Source organism: Flavobacterium notoginsengisoli, assembly GCF_014207905.1.
Classification (GTDB): domain Bacteria; phylum Bacteroidota; class Bacteroidia; order Flavobacteriales; family Flavobacteriaceae; genus Flavobacterium; species Flavobacterium notoginsengisoli_A.
Map to the genome: position 1 here is coordinate 149,473 of NZ_JACHLB010000004.1, position 20,751 is coordinate 170,223.

The 20,751-nt window shown below is 33.5% G+C and carries 17 protein-coding genes; 8 read left to right on the top strand and 9 right to left on the bottom strand.

Going from position 1 to position 20,751, the window contains the following annotated elements:
* The 8 genes from HNP35_RS13455 (at nt 1) to HNP35_RS13490 (ending at nt 11,174) form a co-directional block, all read left to right on the top strand.
* On the top strand, nt 1–1,365 hold the full coding sequence (locus HNP35_RS13455; RefSeq protein ID WP_184162817.1) for an alginate export family protein: 1,365 nt from the start codon (nt 1–3) through the stop codon (nt 1,363–1,365).
* 284 nt (nt 1,366–1,649) lie between these two features.
* On the top strand, nt 1,650–2,594 hold the full coding sequence (locus HNP35_RS13460) for a polysaccharide deacetylase family protein (RefSeq protein ID WP_184162820.1): 945 nt from the start codon (nt 1,650–1,652) through the stop codon (nt 2,592–2,594).
* 167 nt (nt 2,595–2,761) lie between these two features.
* Nucleotides 2,762–4,336 carry a Na+/H+ antiporter gene (locus HNP35_RS13465; RefSeq protein ID WP_184162823.1) on the top strand — a complete coding sequence of 525 codons (1,575 nt, stop codon included), beginning with the start codon at nt 2,762–2,764 and terminating at the stop codon, nt 4,334–4,336.
* A 27-nt stretch (nt 4,337–4,363) separates the two neighbouring features.
* Entirely contained in the window at nt 4,364–5,161 is a 798-nt protein-coding gene (locus HNP35_RS13470; protein WP_184162826.1) for a polysaccharide deacetylase family protein, read from the top strand.
* Nucleotides 5,162–5,249: 88 nt separating this feature from the next.
* Entirely contained in the window at nt 5,250–5,942 is a 693-nt protein-coding gene (locus tag HNP35_RS13475; protein ID WP_184162829.1) for a response regulator transcription factor, read from the top strand.
* Nucleotides 5,932–7,293, top strand: coding sequence for a sensor histidine kinase (locus HNP35_RS13480; RefSeq protein WP_184162832.1), 1,362 nt, complete (start codon nt 5,932–5,934; stop codon nt 7,291–7,293). The genes HNP35_RS13475 and HNP35_RS13480 overlap by 11 nt, the downstream gene beginning before the upstream one ends.
* 298 nt (nt 7,294–7,591) lie before the next feature.
* Nucleotides 7,592–10,807: a TonB-dependent receptor gene (locus tag HNP35_RS13485; protein ID WP_184162835.1), complete on the top strand. Its 3,216-nt coding sequence runs from the start codon at nt 7,592–7,594 to the stop codon at nt 10,805–10,807.
* Nucleotides 10,808–10,973: 166 nt separating this feature from the next.
* The gene (locus HNP35_RS13490; RefSeq protein ID WP_184162837.1) at nt 10,974–11,174 is read left to right on the top strand and encodes a hypothetical protein; all 201 of its coding nucleotides are present in this window, start codon (nt 10,974–10,976) and stop codon (nt 11,172–11,174) included.
* Nucleotides 11,175–11,219: 45 nt separating this feature from the next.
* On the opposite strand, the gene HNP35_RS13495 is transcribed toward HNP35_RS13490, so the two are convergent.
* From HNP35_RS13495 to HNP35_RS13535, 9 genes are all read right to left on the bottom strand, one after another.
* The gene (locus tag HNP35_RS13495; protein ID WP_184162840.1) at nt 11,220–11,462 is read right to left on the bottom strand and encodes a hypothetical protein; all 243 of its coding nucleotides are present in this window, start codon (nt 11,460–11,462) and stop codon (nt 11,220–11,222) included.
* Between the two features lie 170 nt (nt 11,463–11,632).
* Nucleotides 11,633–12,652 carry a cytochrome-c peroxidase gene (locus HNP35_RS13500; RefSeq protein ID WP_184162843.1) on the bottom strand — a complete coding sequence of 340 codons (1,020 nt, stop codon included), beginning with the start codon at nt 12,650–12,652 and terminating at the stop codon, nt 11,633–11,635.
* Between the two features lie 60 nt (nt 12,653–12,712).
* Nucleotides 12,713–13,579 (bottom strand): MbnP family protein, encoded by an 867-nt coding sequence (locus HNP35_RS13505; RefSeq protein ID WP_184162846.1) that lies wholly within the window; start codon nt 13,577–13,579, stop codon nt 12,713–12,715.
* Nucleotides 13,580–13,784: 205 nt separating this feature from the next.
* A complete protein-coding gene (locus tag HNP35_RS13510; protein ID WP_184162849.1) occupies nt 13,785–14,162 on the bottom strand; it encodes a hypothetical protein in 378 nt (125 codons plus the stop codon).
* Between the two features lies 1 nt (nt 14,163).
* A complete protein-coding gene (locus tag HNP35_RS13515; protein WP_184162852.1) occupies nt 14,164–16,143 on the bottom strand; it encodes a TonB-dependent receptor plug domain-containing protein in 1,980 nt (659 codons plus the stop codon).
* 4 nt (nt 16,144–16,147) lie between these two features.
* Nucleotides 16,148–17,071 carry a hypothetical protein gene (locus HNP35_RS13520; RefSeq protein WP_184162855.1) on the bottom strand — a complete coding sequence of 308 codons (924 nt, stop codon included), beginning with the start codon at nt 17,069–17,071 and terminating at the stop codon, nt 16,148–16,150.
* 263 nt (nt 17,072–17,334) lie between these two features.
* Entirely contained in the window at nt 17,335–17,712 is a 378-nt protein-coding gene (locus tag HNP35_RS13525; protein ID WP_184162858.1) for a hypothetical protein, read from the bottom strand.
* Nucleotides 17,713–17,878: 166 nt separating this feature from the next.
* Nucleotides 17,879–19,015, bottom strand: a complete 1,137-nt coding sequence (locus HNP35_RS13530; protein ID WP_184162862.1) for a glycoside hydrolase family 26 protein — start codon at nt 19,013–19,015, stop codon at nt 17,879–17,881.
* Between the two features lie 151 nt (nt 19,016–19,166).
* Nucleotides 19,167–20,747 (bottom strand): glycoside hydrolase family 43 protein, encoded by a 1,581-nt coding sequence (locus HNP35_RS13535; protein WP_184162865.1) that lies wholly within the window; start codon nt 20,745–20,747, stop codon nt 19,167–19,169.
* Nucleotides 20,748–20,751: the final 4 nt, after the last annotated feature.

Sequence of the window (20,751 nt, forward strand, 5' to 3'; positions counted from 1 at the left end):
ATGAAAAAAATAATCCTACTATTTCTTGTTTGTATACAGCTTCAGGCGCAATCTTATCCAGATTTTAAGCCAATGCGTTTTGATGAGAATTACAGCGTTTTACAAAAAGATACCTCAAAAAACTGGTACAAAACTTTGAAGTACCTGCCACTCTCCTCTTCGGGGAAAACTTATCTGAGTTTTGGAGGAGAGATTAGGTATCAATATTTCTATGCTAAAAATGAAAAATGGGGCGACGATCCCGTTGATAATGATGGATATATTTTAAACAGGCTTTTGCTTCATGCCGATTTTCATGCTAGTAAATACTTTAGAGCATTTATTCAGTTGCAAAGCAGTAATGCCAACGGCAGAATTGATCCGAGTCCAGTTGACAGCGATCCGCTTGAGGTGCATCAAGGTTTTATTGATATTAATGTGCTTTCCGAAAAAAACAAACAGCTAATTTTTAGAGCTGGAAGACAGGAATTAAGTTACGGTTCGCAACGTTTGGTCGCCGTTCGTGACGGTCCAAATAATCGTCAGTCTTTTGATGGAGCTAAAGCTATTTTTGGTTTAAATAATTTTCGTGCCGATTTATTTTACTCACATTACGTTATTGCGCAAGATGGTATTTTTGATGATTATTCTAATAAAAAAAGACAGTTTTGGGGAAGTTATTTTGTAATTAATAAAATTCCAGCAATCAAAAATATTGATGTTTATTATTTAGGTTACGAAAGAGCCAATGCCAATTTTGATGACGCAAGCGGAAAAGAATTACGCCATTCTGTTGGAACGCGAATTTGGGGGAAATACAACGATTGGCGTTATGATGCGGAAGCTGTTTATCAGTTTGGAAATGTTGCTTCTAAAGATATCAAAGCTTGGACGGTTTCCTTAAATACGGGATATCAATTTTCGTCTGTAGTTTTAAAACCAGAATTTGGATTTAAAGTTGAATTAATCAGCGGTGATAAAACCAATGGAGATAATCAATTAAATACTTTCAATCCATTGTTTCCTAGAGGCGCTTATTTTGGATTGGCTTCTGTTATTGGTCCATCCAATTTAGTTGATTTTCATCCATCAATTAGCTTTGAATTGGCCAAAAACATCGATTGGGTTATTGATTATGATATGTTTTGGAGATACAGCAGCGAAGACGGAATCTACGGTCCGAACACTATTATGATTTATCCTGGAGATTCTACTACTGAAAAAGAAATTGGAAAACAATTGGAAAGCGAAATTATCTATACACCAAATCAATATCTCTATTTTAGATTTGAAGCGACTTGGTTTAAAGCGGGAGATTTTCTAAAAGCAGCCGGAACTGGAAAAAATATGTTTTTTACTGGGGTTACGGCGCAGATTAAGTTTTAAGTTTTTGTGGGGAAAATTGCGCGCAAAGTCGCAAAGACACAAAGTTTTTCTTTTTTGAAATTTTTCAATAAGACTTTGAAATTCAAAAGATAATACAAGAAAAGGATTTCCTTTTGAATTGAATTGCCTCCAGCTTTAGCTGGAGGTTTTCAGTGGTACTTAAAGAAAAGGCTTTAGCCTAATCTGCGTTTTCGGCTAAAGCCTTTTTCTCATTTTATTTTTTAACCTCCAGCTAAAGCTGGAGGCAATTCATGAAAACTTTGGTAACATTTAAAATACACAAAATGACAACAAGAAGAGATTTTATAAAAATGGCAGGTTTGACAAGTGCAGCAATGATGGTAAATCCTGTTGATGCATTTTCAAATTCTATTGAAAAAGAAAAACCAGAAAAGGAAAATAAATGGCTAGACGGTTCACGTTTAGTGGTTTCTGTATCGATGCAATTTGAAACGGGCGGACAACCAGAAAATGCCGAAAGTCCGTTTCCGCAAAATATGCAAAAAGGTTATGTTGATCTTCCTGCCGAAACTTGGTACCAATACGGATATAAAGAAGGAATTCCGAGAATGCTCGACAATTGGGACAAACACGGAATTAAAGTTACCTCACATATGGTGGGTTCGGCAGTTTTACAAAATCCGCAATTGGCAAAAGAAATTGTACAACGCGGACATGAAGCCGCGGCTCATGGAATGAATTGGAGTTCGCAATATGCCATGTCTTACGAAGAAGAGAAAACATTTATTAAAGCTGGAGCCGATGCTGTAAAAAGCATTACAGGTTTTACTCCTGTTGGTTACAACGCTAATTGGCTCAGACGCGGGCAAAATACCATTAAAATTCTTCAGGAATTGGGTTTTACCTATCATATAGACGATTTAAGTAGAGACGAACCTTTTATTATTCAAGCCAATAAAAAAGATTTTGTAGTTGTGCCTTACACAATTCGCTGTAACGATATTGTTTTGATTGAAGGGAAAAACTTTTCATCAGACCAGTTTTTCAATCAAGTAAAAGCAGAATTTGATCAGCTTTATGCGGAAAGCGAATTTAAACGCAGGCAAATGTCAATCAGCTTTCATGACAGAATTGGCGGAACACCTCAAATGGTGAAAACAACTTCTGATTTATTAGATTACATGAAAAAACATACTGGCGTAACTTTCAAAAGAAAAGATGAAATTGCTAAAATGACACTTCAGGATAAATCTTCAATTCGGGAATAGAAAAAAGATTTAAAACTTTATAATCAGACAAAAATGCAAGCCTTAGAAAAATATATTTCTGAGGCTTTTTTTTTGAAAAACATTCAACTGAAATTGATAAATTTGATTGAAGAAAGATTTTTTTACTCTATCAAATTATTGTTCCATTTTAAATTAAAAAATAAAGAATGCTCGAAAACTTTCCTTTCTACTTAGCTATTATTTTGGTGATTTTACTGCTGATTATGTTAGCCGATAAAATAAAAGTAGCTTATCCTGTATTATTGGTTTTAGCTGGATTGGCCATTAGTTTTATTCCGAAAGTTCCCGTGATACAAATCGAGCCCGATCTTATCTTTTTTATATTTCTTCCGCCTTTATTATACGAAGCTGCTTGGGCGGTTTCTTGGAAAGAAATGTGGCGATGGAGACGCATTATAACCAGTTTTGCTTTTATCGTTGTTTTTCTTTCGGCACTTTCTGTGGCTCTAGTGGCCAATTATTTTATCCCAGGTTTTTCACTTGCTTTAGGTTTTTTATTGGGCGGGATTGTTTCTCCTCCAGATGCTGTGAGTGCTGGAGCTATTTTGAAATTTGTCAAAGTTCCTAAAACAATGTCGTCTATTCTAGAAGGCGAAAGTTTATTAAATGATGCTTCCTCTTTAATCATTTTCAGATTTGCTATGATTGCTGTGGCAACAGAGCAATTTATATTTTATAAAGCGGCAATTAGTTTTAGCTGGATGGTATTTGGTGGAGTTGGAATTGGTTTAGCAATCGGTTGGCTTTTTATGAAAGCGCATAAATATCTGCCAACAAATGCCAATGTCGATATTGTACTCACACTTCTTGCTCCATATATAATGTATCTTATAGCTGAAGAAGTTCATAGCTCTGGCGTCCTAGCGGTAGTTAGCGGAGGACTGCTTTTGTCTAATAACAGACATCGCTTTTTGAGCAGTAAATCGAGAATTCAGGGTGTAAATGTTTGGGAAAGTCTTTCTTTCATTTTAAATGGATTGGTTTTTATGCTCATTGGACTTGATCTTCCTCAAATTACTTCAGGACTTGAAGGCGTAAGTCTTACAACTGCAATTGGATATGGCGTTTTAATTACGTTTGTTTTAATTGTAAGCCGAATATTATCTGCTTACGGAGCAGTTATTGTAACACTTATTGCTCGCAATTTTATAACTGTTGCAGACCGAAGACATCCAGGCTATAAAACTCCTTTTATTCTGGGTTGGACGGGAATGCGAGGCGTTGTTTCGCTGGCTGCGGCATTATCGATTCCAGTTTATTTGGATAACGGAAATGCTTTTCCTCAACGAAATCTCATTCTATTCATAACATTTATTGTTATTCTTTTGACTTTGCTTATTCAAGGTTTAACTCTTCCGTATTTTATTAAAAAAATCAAATTGGATAATATTTATGATCCTGTTTCTCCAGAAGAAGCGACCGTTATTTTGAAAAGAGATTTAGCCGCTCATGCTTTGTCTTATTTAAAAACAACTTATGAAGATCAGCTAGAAAGCAATGCTTCTTTACAGCAGCTTATTTCAAAATGGGAACAGCACAGTAAAGGAATTGAGGATGAATCGATTGGTAAGGAATTAAAAACAATATATCTCGATTTGTTGTACGAACAAAGACAGTGGCTAATTAGCAGAAATAAGGAAGATCAAAATATAGACGAATCTGTTATCAGAAAGCAAATGTATTATTTGGATCTCGAAGAAGAAAAACTGATTCATTTTTAAGATTTGTAAAAATAAAAATCTCACTTTATGAAAAATCTATTTTCTAAAAAATTAATTGCAATAATGCTTGTTGCTATTGTTGCTTTTGTATTTGTTTTCAAAATGTACTCAGAAGAAAATGCGGAAAAAGTAAAACCAGTAAAAAAATCTTATCCGCCAGGTGTTGTTTTTACTTTTGATGATGATTATATAGAAGATTGGTACAACGCAGAAAAGTTATTGCGTCCATTGGGCTGGAAAGCCACTTTTTTTGTCACTTGGTATGGCAGTTTAACTCGCGATCAAAAAGACAAATTGCGCTATTTACGAGATATGGGACATGATATTGCTGGACATGGTTATAATCATTTAAATGCTTTAAAATATTCTAAAGAATTTGGTATTCCGAAATACATTGAGGATGATATTATTCCTTTGAAAGCTGCAATGAAAAAAGACGGTTTTGATATTCATTCTTTTGCGTATCCTGATGGTGCACGAGATGCCGAATTGGATAAAGAATTACTCAAACATTTTGATATTATTCGAGGTACAACTTACGATGAAATTCCGGCAGCACAGCAATTTTGCTATTATGAAGGAAATCGACTAGTTTACGGTTTAGGTATTGATGATGATTACAAACAATTCAACATTCCGTATTACAAAACCTTATTAGATTATGCAAAGGCTCATGATAAAATTGTAATTTTCTATGGTCACAAAACGGTCGAAAATGCAGATGAAAAATTAGAAACTCCTCTTTCTGCGCTAGAAGATCTTTGCAAATATGCGAAAGAAAAAGGTCTTAAATTCTACACTATCGACGATCTTTCTAAACTATAGTTTCAATTTTATTTCAAAAAAGGGAAAAAAAGTATTCTGATTTGAATTTAGAGAATTACTTTTAGCTCATCTATTTGCAATTAGCGCCATGAATAAAGTATTATTAGTTGAAGACGATCCGAGAGTGGCTTCTTTTATTATTAGAGGACTTGAAGAACAACTTTATCAGGTTAAAAATATCAATAAAGGTTTTGACGCCATTAATGAAGTAATGGAAAATACTTATGATATTATTATACTTGATATCATGCTTCCTGATTTAACTGGTTTTGAAGTCTGTGAAATCTTAAGAGCAAGAAAAATAATTGTCCCGATACTTATTCTTAGTGCTTTAGATACGCCTCACGAAAAAGTGAAAGGTCTTCAGGCTGGAGCCGATGATTATCTGGCAAAACCATTTATGTTTGAAGAACTTTTGGCGCGAATAAATGCACAGCTTCGTCGTTCTGAATTCAGTAACGGTATTATAGACTTTCAATCTTATGCCGGAATTGAAATTAATATGAAAGAACAAAGTGCTACAAGGGACGGAAAAGAACTTAATCTTTCTTCTAGAGAATTAAAACTTCTGATTTTTTTCATGAAAAACCGTGAAAAAGCACTATCCAGAATTGCAATTGCGGAAGCAGTCTGGAACTTAGATCTTGATATGAATACCAATACGGTAGATGTTTATATTAACTATTTGCGAAATAAAATAGACAAGAACTTCCCTACTCCACTGATTCATACTGTAAAAGGAACTGGATATATGCTCAAAAACAAGATCAATGAATCTTAAAACAAAATTATCAGTCAATTCGACCTTGCTTTTTGCTTTTATTGTTGGACTTGTACTAGCCGGATCTTTTGTGCTTTTTAAAAATCATAGACAAGATCTTTATTACGAAAGACTGGAAGACAGTGCAATAATAACGGCGTTCTTTTATTTTGAGAAAGATGAAATTACCAAAGTTGACAGTTCTCGTTACCAAAGAATTGAAATTCAATACAAAAAAATCACCAATCAAACCATTCGAATATACAATGCAAAAACGAAAGAATTATATTTGCGCGATGGTATAAATATCAAATTAAGCGATCAAGAATTAAAAGCTATTTCTAAAAGCAGAATTTTACATTTTACAAAAGAAAACAGACAGTTTACTGGTTTATTTTATAAAGACAATCAAGGCGATTTTATTATTGTTGTTTCTGGAATTGACACTGTGGGAGATAAACAATTAGATGTACTAGGTTTAATTTTTATTCTTTCGTATTTGTTCGTAATTCCGCTTAATTTCTTTATTGGAAGATATTTAGCCAAACAAACTTTCAGACCTTTTGAAGATGTAATCGCCAAAGTAAATACCATCACGACAGAAAATCTGCATTCTAGACTAGAAATGCCAACAAGCGGAAAAGATGAAGTTCGAGAACTTATTACTACTTTTAATTATCTTTTAGAAAGATTAGAAAGTGGTATTACTGTTCAAAATAATTTTCTAAAAAATGCATCTCACGAACTTAAAACCCCACTTACCATTATTATCGGTGATATTGATGTTTCACTGCAGCACCCAAGAACGAATGAACAATATGAAGCCGTTTTAAAATCGCTTCGAAAAGATACTTTCCATTTAAAATCGATTTTAGATGGCCTTTTGGTTTTATCAGGATTGCAAGTTGGCGAGCCCGAACAAATGGAAAGTGTTCGAATTGATGAAATTTTATGGAATGTTCTTGAAAAGAAAGCTATTGAATATCCTGAATCTAAAGTTTCTCTTAATTTGGAAGCTATTCAAAACGAACAATTACTTTCTGTTCATGCCAATAAACACATGCTTTTTACCGCATTATACAATATTGTAGACAATGCGATAAAATTTTCTTTTCCTGCTCCCGTTTCTATTTTTGCTTCCGAAAAAGAACAAAAACTTCAGATAAAAATTATTGATCAAGGTTCTGGAATTGCAGAAAAAGACAAAGAATCTATTTTTGATCTCTTTTTTAGAAGTGACCGCACGCGACATGTTAAAGGTCAAGGCTTAGGACTTTTTATCACTATGGAAATTTTAAATCGCCATCATATTACTTTAACAGTTGATTCTGAATTAGAAAAAGGAACTAGTTTTTCTCTTTTATTTCCTTAAAAAAATTACAATAAAATCGAGTTTGCTCTCACTTCAAAAATACCGATTTCTCAAATTGGTAACATTTGCATAACACTCTAATCTATCTCTAATCTGGTTTAAATCTACCTCTAATCCCTTTATTTATGGGATTTCGCGCAAAGTATTGATTTTAAAGAGATACAGACTTATTTATAAAATAACCTCTCAATCATAATCAATTAACATAGAATAGTTTTTTGATTTTACGTTAACAAAAGCCTTAAATCCGTTCGAAAGAAAGCGAGTTTATTTGTCAAAAAATAATAACTAAAATAACATGACAAAACTAAAACTCTTATTCACGGCTTTAATGCTTCTTACTGCAGGAAGTATTTTTGCTCAGATTACCACTTCTTCTTTGTCGGCTAAAGTCAACGATGGAACAACTGCAGTTATCGATGCCGAAGTTACCTTAACTCATTTGCCTACAAATGCTGTTTACAGAACAACTACAGACAAACAAGGCCGATTCAGTTTCGAAAATTTAAATGCCGGTGGTCCTTACGAATTAGAAATTAAAAGTAAAGACACCAAAGATTACTCAAATGCACAAATTCATTTAGCACTTGGTGACAATGATTTACCAACAATTGTTGTCGGAAAAGCAGACAATAATGTATTGGAAGAAGTTGTAATTACAAGTTCTAAACCTTCTTCTAAAAACAATGGTACCAACATTAACGAAAAACAAGTAAACGGACTTCCATTAATAAACCGTGGAATTCAAGATGTTACTAAATTGGTTCCACAGAGTTCTAATAACTCTTTTGCAGGAACAAACTTTAGATACAACAACGTAACTATTGATGGTTCTATTAATAATGATGCAATTGGTTTTAGTCCCTCTTTAGGAGGACAATCTGGAACTTCTGGAATGCCGGGAAGCAGTACGCGTTCTAACTCAATCAGTTTAGATGCTATTCAGGATATTCAAGTTTATATTGCTCCTTATGATATTAAGTTAGGAAACTTTTTAGGAGGAAGCGTTAACGCTGTTACAAGAAGCGGAACCAATAATGTGAGCGGATCAATTTATTCTTATGGAAGAAGTGCTGCGCTTACTGGTCCAAATAATGCTGGAGATGGTTCTAAAATGCCAAAAGCTTTTGGAGATTATCAAATCGGATTTAGATTAGGTTTGCCAATTGTGAAAGATAAATTGTTCTTCTTCACTAATATGGAATATGCTGAAAGAACAGACCCAATTTTCTATAATGCTGGACAAACAGATGCTAACGGAAAATTGACTTCTTTGGTTGATAATGCGACAGCAGAACAAATTTCTAACTTCGTAAAAACAAACTACGGATTCGATCCAGGAACTTATGGTTCATATAACAACTTTGCAAAAAGCCAAAAATTCTTCAACAAATTAGATTGGAAAATCAACGATAAACATTCGATCTCTTTAAGAAACAATACTGTGGTTTCTCAAGCAACAAACTTAGAGCGCGATGCGGCAAACTTCCGTTTCTCAGGAATGGACTTTACTCAGAAAAACCAATCTATCAGTACGGTTTTAGAGCTTAAAAGCCACTTTAACAGCCAATGGTCTAACTCTTTTATTGCTAGTTATTCTGCTATTAAAGATTATCGTGATCCAAAATCAAACAATATTATGTTTCCTCAGACAGAAATTGGATATAATGGAGGAACAATTTTCTTAGGAAATGATCGTGAAGCTACTGTTTTCAATATGAAACAAAACACAGCTGAAATTACAGACAACCTTACTTACAAAACAGGAAATCATACATTATTATTTGGTACACATAATGAGTTTTACGACATTAATTATGGTTTCGTAAATGCTTTAAACGGAAGAGTTTCATACAAATCTCTTGCAGATTTCTACAATAAACTTCCTACTCGTGTTCGTGGAACTTATCCGTTTGATGGTTCTACAAGAGATGAAATCTTTGATAATCCTTACGCAAAATTCAAAGTAAATCTTTACAGCGTTTATGCTCAAGATGAAATTAGAGTTGGAAGCAAATTAAAAGTTACGCCAGGGGTTCGTGTAGATTATACAGATATTCCGAACAAACCAAAATTAAGTCCGCAAGTACAAAATTCTCCAGCAGATCCAAATTACGGAACAACATATACTTACACGCCATTAAGCCAAATTAAAAATAATTTCTTCAGCACTGCGCTAGTTTCCCCTAGAATTGGTTTTACATACAATGTTGATGAAGACAAAACATTCGTAATTCGTGGTGGTTCTGGAGTATTTACAGGAAGAATTCCGTTTGCATGGTTGGGTTACGCTTATTATAACGATGGTGTTGGTTACGGAAGTTACGACAAAAACAACCTTACAGCAGCTCAAGTTGCAGCAGCTGGAGATCCTTTAGCAACTGGTGGACTTAACGGATATCACGATGCAACTCCAAAAGTTCAAGCCGATTTAGTAGACAATAAATTTAAAATGCCAGCTGTTTTAAGAAATTCATTAGCTTTTGATAAAACAATTGATGGATATAAATTTACAATTGAAGGTATTTACACAAAAGTAATTCGCGATTTAGAATTTCAACAAGTAAACAAAACAGATAATCCAACTTATTTCTCTTACGATACAAAGCACGAAATGCCAATTTATGCTGCTAACATAAATTCTGCTTTCTCAAATGCTTATTTATTATCAAATACAGATAAAGGATACCGTTACAGCATTACAGAAATGATTTCTAAAACGTACGATTTCGGATTCAACTTTATGGTAGCTTACACTTACGGTGATTCTCGCGACATAACAAACGGAATTCGTAATTCTATGGAAAGTAACTTCCAAATGAATCAGTCGCTGACACCAAACAATCCGCAATTGGCAACTTCTAACTTTAATATCAAACATAGAATTGTTTCTAATGTTGGTTATGGTCTAAAATTGGCATCAAACAATACTTTATCTGCTAATGTTTATTTTAATGCACAATCAGGAAATCCATTTTCTTGGGGATTTGTAAACTCAACAATTGCAGGAACAGGGCAAGCGGCAGGATTGGCTTACATCTTTAAAGATGCAGCAGAAGCGGCTAAATATATCGGAGTAAATTCAGCGGGAGTTCCATCTGCAACAGCTGCACAGCAAGTAGCAGATTACGAAGCTTTTATTAATGGAAATGATTATTTAAAAAGCAGAAGAGGAACTTTTACTCAAAGAAATGGTGATACAACACCTTGGAATATTCAAGCTGATTTAAAATTGATGGATGAAATTCAAGTAACAAAAGTGGGAACATTCCAGATTTCATTCAGTGTAGCAAATGTTGGAAACTTAATCAATAAAGATTGGGGAAGAAGTTATTTCGTTCCAAACACGTACAATTCTACAGCAAATATTGGTTTAACAAAATCAGGAAACCTTGGCGGAGTTGCCACAGGAGACCCAACTTATACTTTCCAAAAACCTACTTCAACGCCTTATACTGTAGATCAGTTAGCGTCTAGATTTCAGGGACAATTTGGAGTTAGATACTCGTTCTAAAAAAGTTTGTGTTTATTTTTTTTTCACTATCTCCCAGTTTCAATGCTTAGAAACTGGGAGATTTTTATTTATAGTGAGATGTGAATTTGATAAGAAAACAAAATTCAGATATAACATTTTAGATTTCAGCTATTTGTAAATTTGAAAAACCTTAAAAACTAACGCCATGAAAAATCTACAAGTAAACAGAAACGATAGCAAAGTGGTTTGCAACAACCGTCTTAGCGTTTGTGCAGGAGATAATAACGAACTAATTTTTCGTAAAACTTATGTAGGAGATTGGGGAGATTGGGATGAAAAACCTGATACTACTTTCAAAGATCAGAATTGTATCGATCGAAATACAACTTTAACATCAGCTGTATAAAATTATAATTTTTAAAAGCGGTTCTGTGTAATATTAGTGGGGATATTACACTAGAACGCTTATTGTATTACTCAAGTTTTCCTTTACAATAAAATCGAGGATAAACTCTTTTACTTCATTTTTTGCTTCGGTTTCGAAAGAGTTGATATGAAATTCTTCGTCCTTATCACTAATATGTATAATCTCTGTATACCCTTTAGTAATTAAACTTCCTTTCAACTTAATTAAATTAAATTGCTGTTTGCCATCTAATTCTTTTCGAACCTGTAGTTTTATAGCTCTTCCCATATGCAAATTCTTTTAATTAATTAACTATCATTTAATTATAAATTTAAAACAATAAATCAATCAAAACTTTTTTTTAACACAGGTCACAACCTATTATTTATCAACACCTTATAAACATTTTATTATACTCAAAAAGAACAAAAAATGCTTTAAAATAAGGGCTTCACAAATTACTTTCCAACAAACTGTTTGTCACTCAATGTTTTCATAAAGGCAATCAGATTCATTTTTTCCTGCTCCGAAAGCGGAATTCTCTTACCATTATTCTTAAAAATCGGATCTAGATTCTCTGCATCTAAAACACCATTATCAAAATAATCCAAAACAGATTTTAAATCAGAAAACTGTCCAAAACTACCGTATGGAGCTGTGTATTCGATATTTCGTAAAGTTGGAACACGAAAACTCATAAAATCAGTAGCAATTCCGGTAACTCTTCCTCGTCCCGCCTCATTTGTATTAGTGTTTTGAGGAAAACCTATATTTCTAAAACTCTGGTCGGTAAACAATTCACTCGAATGGCAACTGGCGCATTTCTGCTGAAACGTTTTATAGCCATCTAATTCACTTTCTGTAAAAGTCTCACCTTCATTTCGTTTTACTTTATCATATTTACTATTTGAAGAAATCAAAGTGTATTCAAATTGTGCAATGCTTTTGTAGATTCTTTCTGGTGTAATATCCTCATCTCCAAACGTTTTTCTAAACAAAACTTTATAATCACCATCGTCTTTTATTTTTCCAATAACTTCCAAAATAGAAGAATCCATTTCTTCGTGAGTTATAATAGGAACAAGCGGCTGTGTTTCCAATTGTAGTTTGCTTCCATCCCAATTGTAAAATTTTAAAAACATCAAATTCTGAAGTGATGGCGCATTGCGAAGTCCAACTCTCCCTTCAATCCCAATCGCCTGCGGATTATGATCAGCAAAAGCATTTGCCTGAATATGACAACTTGCACAAGAAATCGTATTATCTGCACTGAATCTTTTATCTGAAAAAAGCCTTTCGCCCAGTTCTACGCCATATTTTGTTGGTTTATTTAAACTCACAAAACTATTTACTTCTGGAAAATCAGACGGAATATTTAAAGCTATTTCAGGATTATCAATAGCAATCATATCCGTTTCCTCATTGCTGCAAGACGTTAATACTGATAGAATTGATATAAAAACAATTATTCTTTTCATTTTAAATGAATTTTAAAGAGCCGTCTAACTTTTATTTTCAGACGGCTCTGAAAGATATTTTTAGTTTTCTACGCTAGTCACAGAAAACATTCCGCTAATATCGCTTGAACCATTTCCGCCCAAATTGTCCACAAATTTTACCATTTGTGCTGCAGTATGAACATTTGGAGTGGCATTATCATTCATTCCTGTTCCTGTAGACAAAGTAATGGTGTTGATTTTCCCACTTAAAAGTTTATCAAAATCAGCTTTAATTTTGATTTTTGGCGCTTTACTTCCAACAATTGCGTTTGTAGTCAAATTTAAAGTTATATCTCTATAAGCATTTACACCTTGCGTGTAGTTTGGAGCTGTACCTTCAACAGTACTTCCGGTGTGAATTGACATTGCTTTATTATCAGTATCATAAAAGCCTTCTACTTTTGTAAAACGGTAACCACTTCCCCATTCCCACATCATTTGCGTATCGTTTGCACCTGCAGCTGCGTAGAAATTTGGAAATCTTACTTGATCTAAAGTGTTTTGTTCTGGTTTAATTCCCAAACCAAATTTAATCTGTTTGTAAGTTGCCGACGGAATATTACTTAAAACATAACTCAAAGAAGCTACTTTTGATTGATCGATAACAGTTGCGCCTTTATCCAAATCATTAACATTATAAGGAACTTCAGTCCCGTTATCTTTTATTAGACGAATATTACTGATTACATATTTCAACTCTGAAAAATGATGAATTTGTCCCGCAGCCGAAGTATTTGTAGTCGCTGAGGTTGCTGTTGCATTTCCTAAAACAATGGTATTGCTCTTAAATGTATTTGTAAATTCAAGCGTTACATTGTTTGCAACTGGATTATCATCGTCACTTGAACAAGATACGAATGCTAAAACGGCAACTGACAATAAAAGGTATTTTTTTAAATTTTGCATTTTGTGATATTTAAATTTTTGTATTCTATTTTATTAATTGAGATTGTGTATAGTATTTTTAGCACATAGAAACATAGCTTTGAAAGCTTAAAAAAGGCATTTCACTTGTATTAACAAACATAGCTATGTGTTAGAAACTAGTTTTTTTTAAAATCTTTATTAATATTTCAAATAAATCTATGTTTCTATGTGTTAAAAATATTTCTCAGCACTTAGTAAAAAATAAAATAGGTGGCGGTACAAAAATTTCTAAATAAGGTTCAAAATGGTCAAATTCTTTATAAATCAATACTTTATTATTTATCTTTTTTAGAATGCAAATTGGAAATTCAAAATTCTGACTTGGGAGAATATCAATCTTTTTAAAAATACTATTCAATTCCAAATCGTTCTTTTCAGATTTTTCTAATTCTTTCTTTAAATGACATTTTCCGTGACATTGTAATTGAGGTTTGGCTTTATTCTCGCAAAATTCTTTTTCGATTTCCTGCTGATTCAGTTTAAAGTGCACAACAATAAGCGCCTGTTGGAAAGAAACCAACAAGAACAAAATTGTCATTGTGATACTAAAAACTTTTTTCATTTTATAAAGTGAATTTTAAAGAAGTAAAAATGTTACGCCCCATTCTCGGAATATTTCCCCAATCGGCGTAAGTGCTATAATATTCATTTAATAAATTCTCTGCACCAACTTGAACTTTCGTTTGTACTTTATTGATTTTGAAAGTATAATCAGCAGAAAGATTCCAAATGGTATATGCAGCCGTTTGATCTTCCCCATATTCCGGACTATAATTAATTTGTTCAAAATCGCCATTTACAGAAGTCTGGATTCCAAAATTTTTATGCATAAAATGAAGTGAAGTTTGATAACTTAAGGGACGAATAAAAGGTAGATTTCCGCCTACATTATCCATTCCGCGTGCATACATTAAAGTTCCTTTCCAATGCAAATGTTCTAAAATATCGTAACCAGCATTTACAGAAAGATTTAAAAGCGTTGCATAATCTAATGACGTATAACCTTTTACACCAACCGATTGATAATTCATCGGACTTCCCATGCTCAAGATTCTACCTATTATATAATTCTGAATGTAGAAATAGTTTATTTTTCCTTGAAAGCTGAATCTTTCACTTTTAAAACCTGCGCTTGCATTTCCTTCATACGAAATTTCATTTTTCAAATTTGGATCTCCAATGTAATCGTAACGATCAAAACTGTTGTAAATATAATAGCCGTAACCTTCAGAAACGGAAGGCGCTCTATGTCCGTAACCAGCTCCGACAGAAAAATCAAATTGGTCAATATTTAGCTGATAACCCGCGTGAAGATTAGGCAAAAATCTCGTTTTCTCCTGAGGTGCTCCAGGATGAAAAATCCAATTGAATTCGACATATTTTGAATAATTGTAATTCACGCCCAAAGAACCGCCCAAACTCACTTGACTCTTCTCCGAAATATCCCAAATATTATTCATCGAAATTCCTGCGTAACGTGTCGTTACCCATGGCCAACTGTAAGCAAACATGGTTCTTTTGCTTCGGTCTTGCGGATACATTCGCATTTCTGCAATAGAAAGATTATCATAAGCATTTAACTGAATTTCAGAAGAATATTTATTTCTTTTCAAATTTGCTTTGGAAACCAAACCATAAGTCGTACTCCAGCCCGGCATATCCATATGAACCAGATTTTCAGGACGAGTTGTGTCATCCATATAATGTTCGATGGCATTAAAATAGATTTTCGTATCTACTACTTTTACCAAGCCATCTTCAAATAATTGCTTATAAGCTGCTGAAGTTATCAAAGCTCTAGAAAGCGACAAATCCATTGGCAGCGCAGGAAATCCTACGTCTTTTGCCATATCAAAAATCGCATCTACTCTAACCGCAGATAATTCGCTTGTTTTATAAGCCAAACCTATCGAAGTATTAAACTTTTTATATTGCGAATGTTTTACTTCATCATCATTTCCATCATAATAATTGTCTGCTTTTCGGTAAGAAATACTTCCGTCGGCAACAAATTTATTACTGGAATACGAAACATTTCCAAGATTGAAAAATTGTTTATTATTGAATTCAAATCCGCTTTGGTAAGCCCCATTCCATTTCTTTTGAGCGCTAAACGGAGTACTTTTTCGCTTTAAATCAATACTTCCTGCAACAGTAGCGCCATGAAGACTTCCCTCCTGTCCAGATTTTATGTCAATTGTCGAAAGATTATTGCTTTCTACATAAGAAGTAATCGGATCCATTTTATCGGTACAAGCTCCAAAAACGTGCATTCCATCAATTGTAACTGTAGAACGTTCTGTGCTCATGTTGTTTAGCAAAGGTTCCCAAGCGTAAGCACCTCTTTTAATGAAACTGATATTATCCGAAGAAGATAAAAATTCATCAACAGAAACAGCCATTTTCATTTCTGTTTCAATCTTCTTTTTAGTTGCATTTTTTACTGTTACTTCTTCTAAGTTTTTAATGCTGTCGTGATGTGCGTGCGAATTTTGAGCCGTTACAGACATTCCCAAAAAAAGCAGCATAATAATATATTTCATGTTCTTAGAATAAAGTATCAATATAAAGTTCACTTTTAACTCCTTCGACTCCAGGCGTAAAATCGGTTGGTACAACGGTTCCTTTCAAAATCAGTCCGTTTTGGTTCATCATAATTAAATTCAGCGTCCAATTTCCTGTCATGGTGTAATTGACAACGCCGTGATATAAACCATCATTTTCTTGCACCAAATCTTTGTTGTTTGGAGAAGAATGATTTCCCATAGAAGGCTCAGGCATTCTTGGATCTAATTTTAAAGTAAAACCTGTTACCTCCGAATAAGAAAATTGAGTAGGATCAGGAAAAGTTCCCGCAGAAGTTGTTGGTTTGTTGTATTTGTAAATGCCCGCAACAATCTTATTCTCTGATACTGTTGGTTTTTGAGGAGAAATCAAAGCGATAAAATACTGCTCGCCGTCATTTCCTGTAAAAGCAGTCATATTTAGATTTTTATTACTTTGTTTCGCAACCGTAATATCTTTATTGATTTCATATTTCTGATTATCAGCGGTAAAACTCAAATACAATTTCCAGCTTGCGGTTGTTGTGCTTTCTCCTGTAAAAACCGAATATCCACCATAATATTTGTTTGTTGCATCGTATGCAACATTATAGTCATGCGGACAGGAACTTTTACTTCCGTCTGCATTTGTGATTATGGGTAGAAAAGTAATTTCAGAAGTATTGATACTCTGATTCGTTTGAGTATTTACAACTTTCAGATGAAGTTCATTGTAACCTTTATAAAATGTTCCGTTTAGAGCATCAATAGTAATTTTGTAATTACCGCTAGTAAACGAAACTGCTTCTTTAAATTCGTAAGATTCTGGAACTTGAGAGCCCGTTTCTGCTTCGTAATCTGTTTTGTCAATGGTACAAGAAGTAATCGCAAGAAACATTGCAATTACTAAAAAATTAAAAGATTTCATTTTAATGAATGGTTAAAACTGTTTGAATTGTAGCATAATGTCACATAGTTTTGAAAATTAAAACAAGACAAATGCCGTGAAATTATAAGAATAAGATCAACAGTTTCAACTGAAAAGAAAAAGTGCAAATAGATTAAATGCCGTTAAATAAACGTCGCATTTGAATTTTCTAAATAAAAATAATCACACTTAGATTGCATTATTTATCTGTCACTGAAAGACAATGATTTAAATAATTTACAATTTAAAATAGAAACTCTGATCTAAACCAGACCGAGCGGAGGATGAAAAGTAAGATTAGAAGCCTTGATAGGTTTCTTTTCGAATAAAATTGAAGAATTTTCTTTTGATTCGAATACAGGAATAACAGTAAAATTTACTTCAGAAGAATTTTGAACATAAACTAGCTCTACTTTTTCTTTTAAGCTGTCGTTCATTTTTCTTTCATTATCAGCGTATTTCTTAATGCTTTTTTGAAGTTCGCATCGACCGTTACAAGTATTGAAAACAGATTTACGTTGCACACAAATGTTTCGAGCAATTTCTTTCTGATTGATTTTGAAAGAAGCATAAACGAACAAGCTGCCAAAAGATGGCGACAGGATTAAAATGGAAAGTACTATGATTAATAATCTTTTCAACTGCTCGTTTAATAATTCGCGAACAAAAGTACATACTATTTTGTATTTATTTTAACGAAATCTGATTTTTTAATTCATAAAATATTTTTCGATATTATAAATTAAAAATGCCAAACATTTCTGTCTGGCATTTTCTCGTCATGTTTTAATATAGAATGAAATGGGGTTAATTGTATAATTGATCAAACAATTCTGGTGAAGCTTTCAAATATTTGTCTTTGCCAACTTCTTCGTTCCATTTTTTGGTAATGAAATCACTCAACTGCAATCTGGAATCAATTCCTTTGAAAGTCGGGTTTACTTTCCATCTTGGTTTGTCTTTCCAATTGGCGTTGATATAACTGATTGCTTTTACCGTTTTTGGATTATCATTTATAGTTTTAAAAAACGGAACAAACCATTCTTCCCAAGCCATTTTTGCCTGTTCTGGATTTGATAAAATCATTTCTTTTGTCAAACCTGTGTTTCCTTTTGGATCATTTTTCCAATCGGTTGAAGTTGGCGCAGCTTCACAGATAAAAACAGGTTTCTTTTTGGCTTTCGCGAAAGCAATCATATTTTCCTGTTTGTAATTATTAAAGAATGAAAAACCACACCAATCTACATAATCATCTCCCGGATACCAATTTTCTAGATCATCTAAAGTGCTTTCAAATCCTTTAGATTGCCAAACATAAGCCACATTTGTTACGCCTTGTTCGTCCAATTTATCTTTAATATGTTTGAAAGCATTAATGTAAGCGGTTCTTTCATAGCGATTCCAAGGGCCGTCAAATTCGAAACCAATTCGCAGAAAAACTGGTCTTTTTCCTAAACTCTTAAAAAATTCGCACATTTTTATAATATAAGAATCTAGTTCTCCGCTTGCAATTTTTTCCTCAGAATCTATTATCGCTAAACCAATTGCCAAAGCTGAGTTTTTAAAATCGGCATCATTTAATTGTAAAGACATATTTTCTGGACCATCTCCCCAATCTGCGGTTTCGTAAATTCCATTTAACCCAGAATAAGTAAAAGAATGTCCGTCAAATTCTTCTGTAACTCCGGGCATAATATCGGTATACATAGTAAATCCGCCCGGAGCTGGAAAATGATCAAAATAACCGTTTTTATCCTTTTCAGTTCCGCCCAAAGCATCGTTTTCCTGACCAATAAATAAGATTACTTTTCCATCTTCTGGTTCAAATTTGGCTCTTTTTTGTTCTTTTTTTTCAGTTGTTTTTGCTTTTTCATTAGAAGATTGTTGCTTACAATTCACTAACAAAAAACAAAGCCCAATAATCGTAATATACCTTAATTTCATAATCTATCTCTTTAGTTTTCTTACATCTCACATCTTTCATCTCACATCTTTCATCTCACATCTTTCATCTTTCATCTTTCATCTTTCATCTTTCATCTTTCATCTTTCATCTCACATCTTACATCTTACATCTTGCCTCTAAGTTTTCCAATCAATCTAAAATCTTATACTCAAACCAATCAAAATCAGCATGAACAGCATTAGTTGCCAAATCCTGACAGCACAATCCGACCAAACAGCCAGTAAAAGCGGGTCTATATCGTTCGCTTTCGTCACGCACATAATCGTCTGATAAAATGCTCATATCGAGTTTTTCTCCTATTTTTTCAAAATGATTTCCGTCTTTACTAAATCGAAATTGCAATTTATCATGGTTAATTGTCGCTCTCAGAAATACTTCTTCAATGTCAGTTACAATTATGATTTCCTTCTGTTCAATAATCGTATAATTACAACAGCTTACAATAGAAATTATTTTTTGATTTCCGCTTTTTGTGATATGCAAATAATGATAATGTCCAGTATTGTAATACAAAACCAAACCTGCTAAATGCTGAAACTTAAGCGGTTCAAAACGCACCGAAGTAGTAATTTCTGCTTTAAAATGCTGCAATCTTCTTGCAACCAACGCTTGCGTATGCGTGGAAGTAAGCGATTCTTTTCCTTTTAATCGTAAAAAACCAGAACGTTCTGTCAACGAAATCCATTCTTCAGATTGCGGAATTCTTAAAGTTTGAAAATCAATTGGCAATTGATCCGAATCAAAATTTTCTCTTTCGGGAATTTCACTAAAAACAACTTCTTTTAGATTTGGTGAAGGAATTTCTAAACGAGGTAAATTCGATCCTGAATTCAAATACGGCCAATCATTTTTCCAGATAATTTCTTCAATTGCAGTTTCTCTTCCTAAAATACATCTTCCCTGCACCGTTAATGGACGGCTTACTAAAAAGGTAACATACCAATCGCTATTTTGAGTTTCTACAAATGAGGCATGTCCTGCTTTTTGCAATTCATATTCTGGAGAATTTCTTGCTGTTAAAATTGGATTTTCTGGATGCGCTTCGTAAGGTCCTGAAATGTTTTCAGAACGCATAACGGTTTCTGCATGACCATATTCTGTTCCGCCTTCGGCAAGAATTAAATAATAGTAATCGTTTCTTTTATACAAATGCGGACCTTCTGTAAATCCTAAATTGGTTCCAGAAGTTAAATAGAAAATCTCTCCGATTAGTTTTTTTTCTAAAGTATCATATTCTTGGAGTTCAATTCCTCCAAAAAATTTTCCTTTTCGATGATCAACCAACATATTAATGTACCATGTTTTTCCATCATTATCATGAAAAAAAGAACCATCAAAACCTGCGGAAGTCAAATAAACTGGTTCACTCCAATCTCCTAAAATATCGTTTGTAGTTACAACATAATTTGGTGTGTCTTTCCAAACTCCATCAAACGACTTTACATTGGTGTAAACCAAATAAAAAATACCGTTTTTATGAGACAAACAAGGCGCCCAAACACCGCAGGAATCGGGAACTCCTTTCATATCCAATTGCGAAATTCGATTGAGCGGATGTGCAATAACTTTCCAGTTTTTGAGGTCTTTTGAATGATGAATCTGCACGCCTGGAAACCATTCAAATGTGGATGTTGCGATGTAATAATCGTCTCCAACTCTGCAAATAGAAGGATCTGGATTAAAACCTTTTAAAATCGGGTTCTGAATCATATAT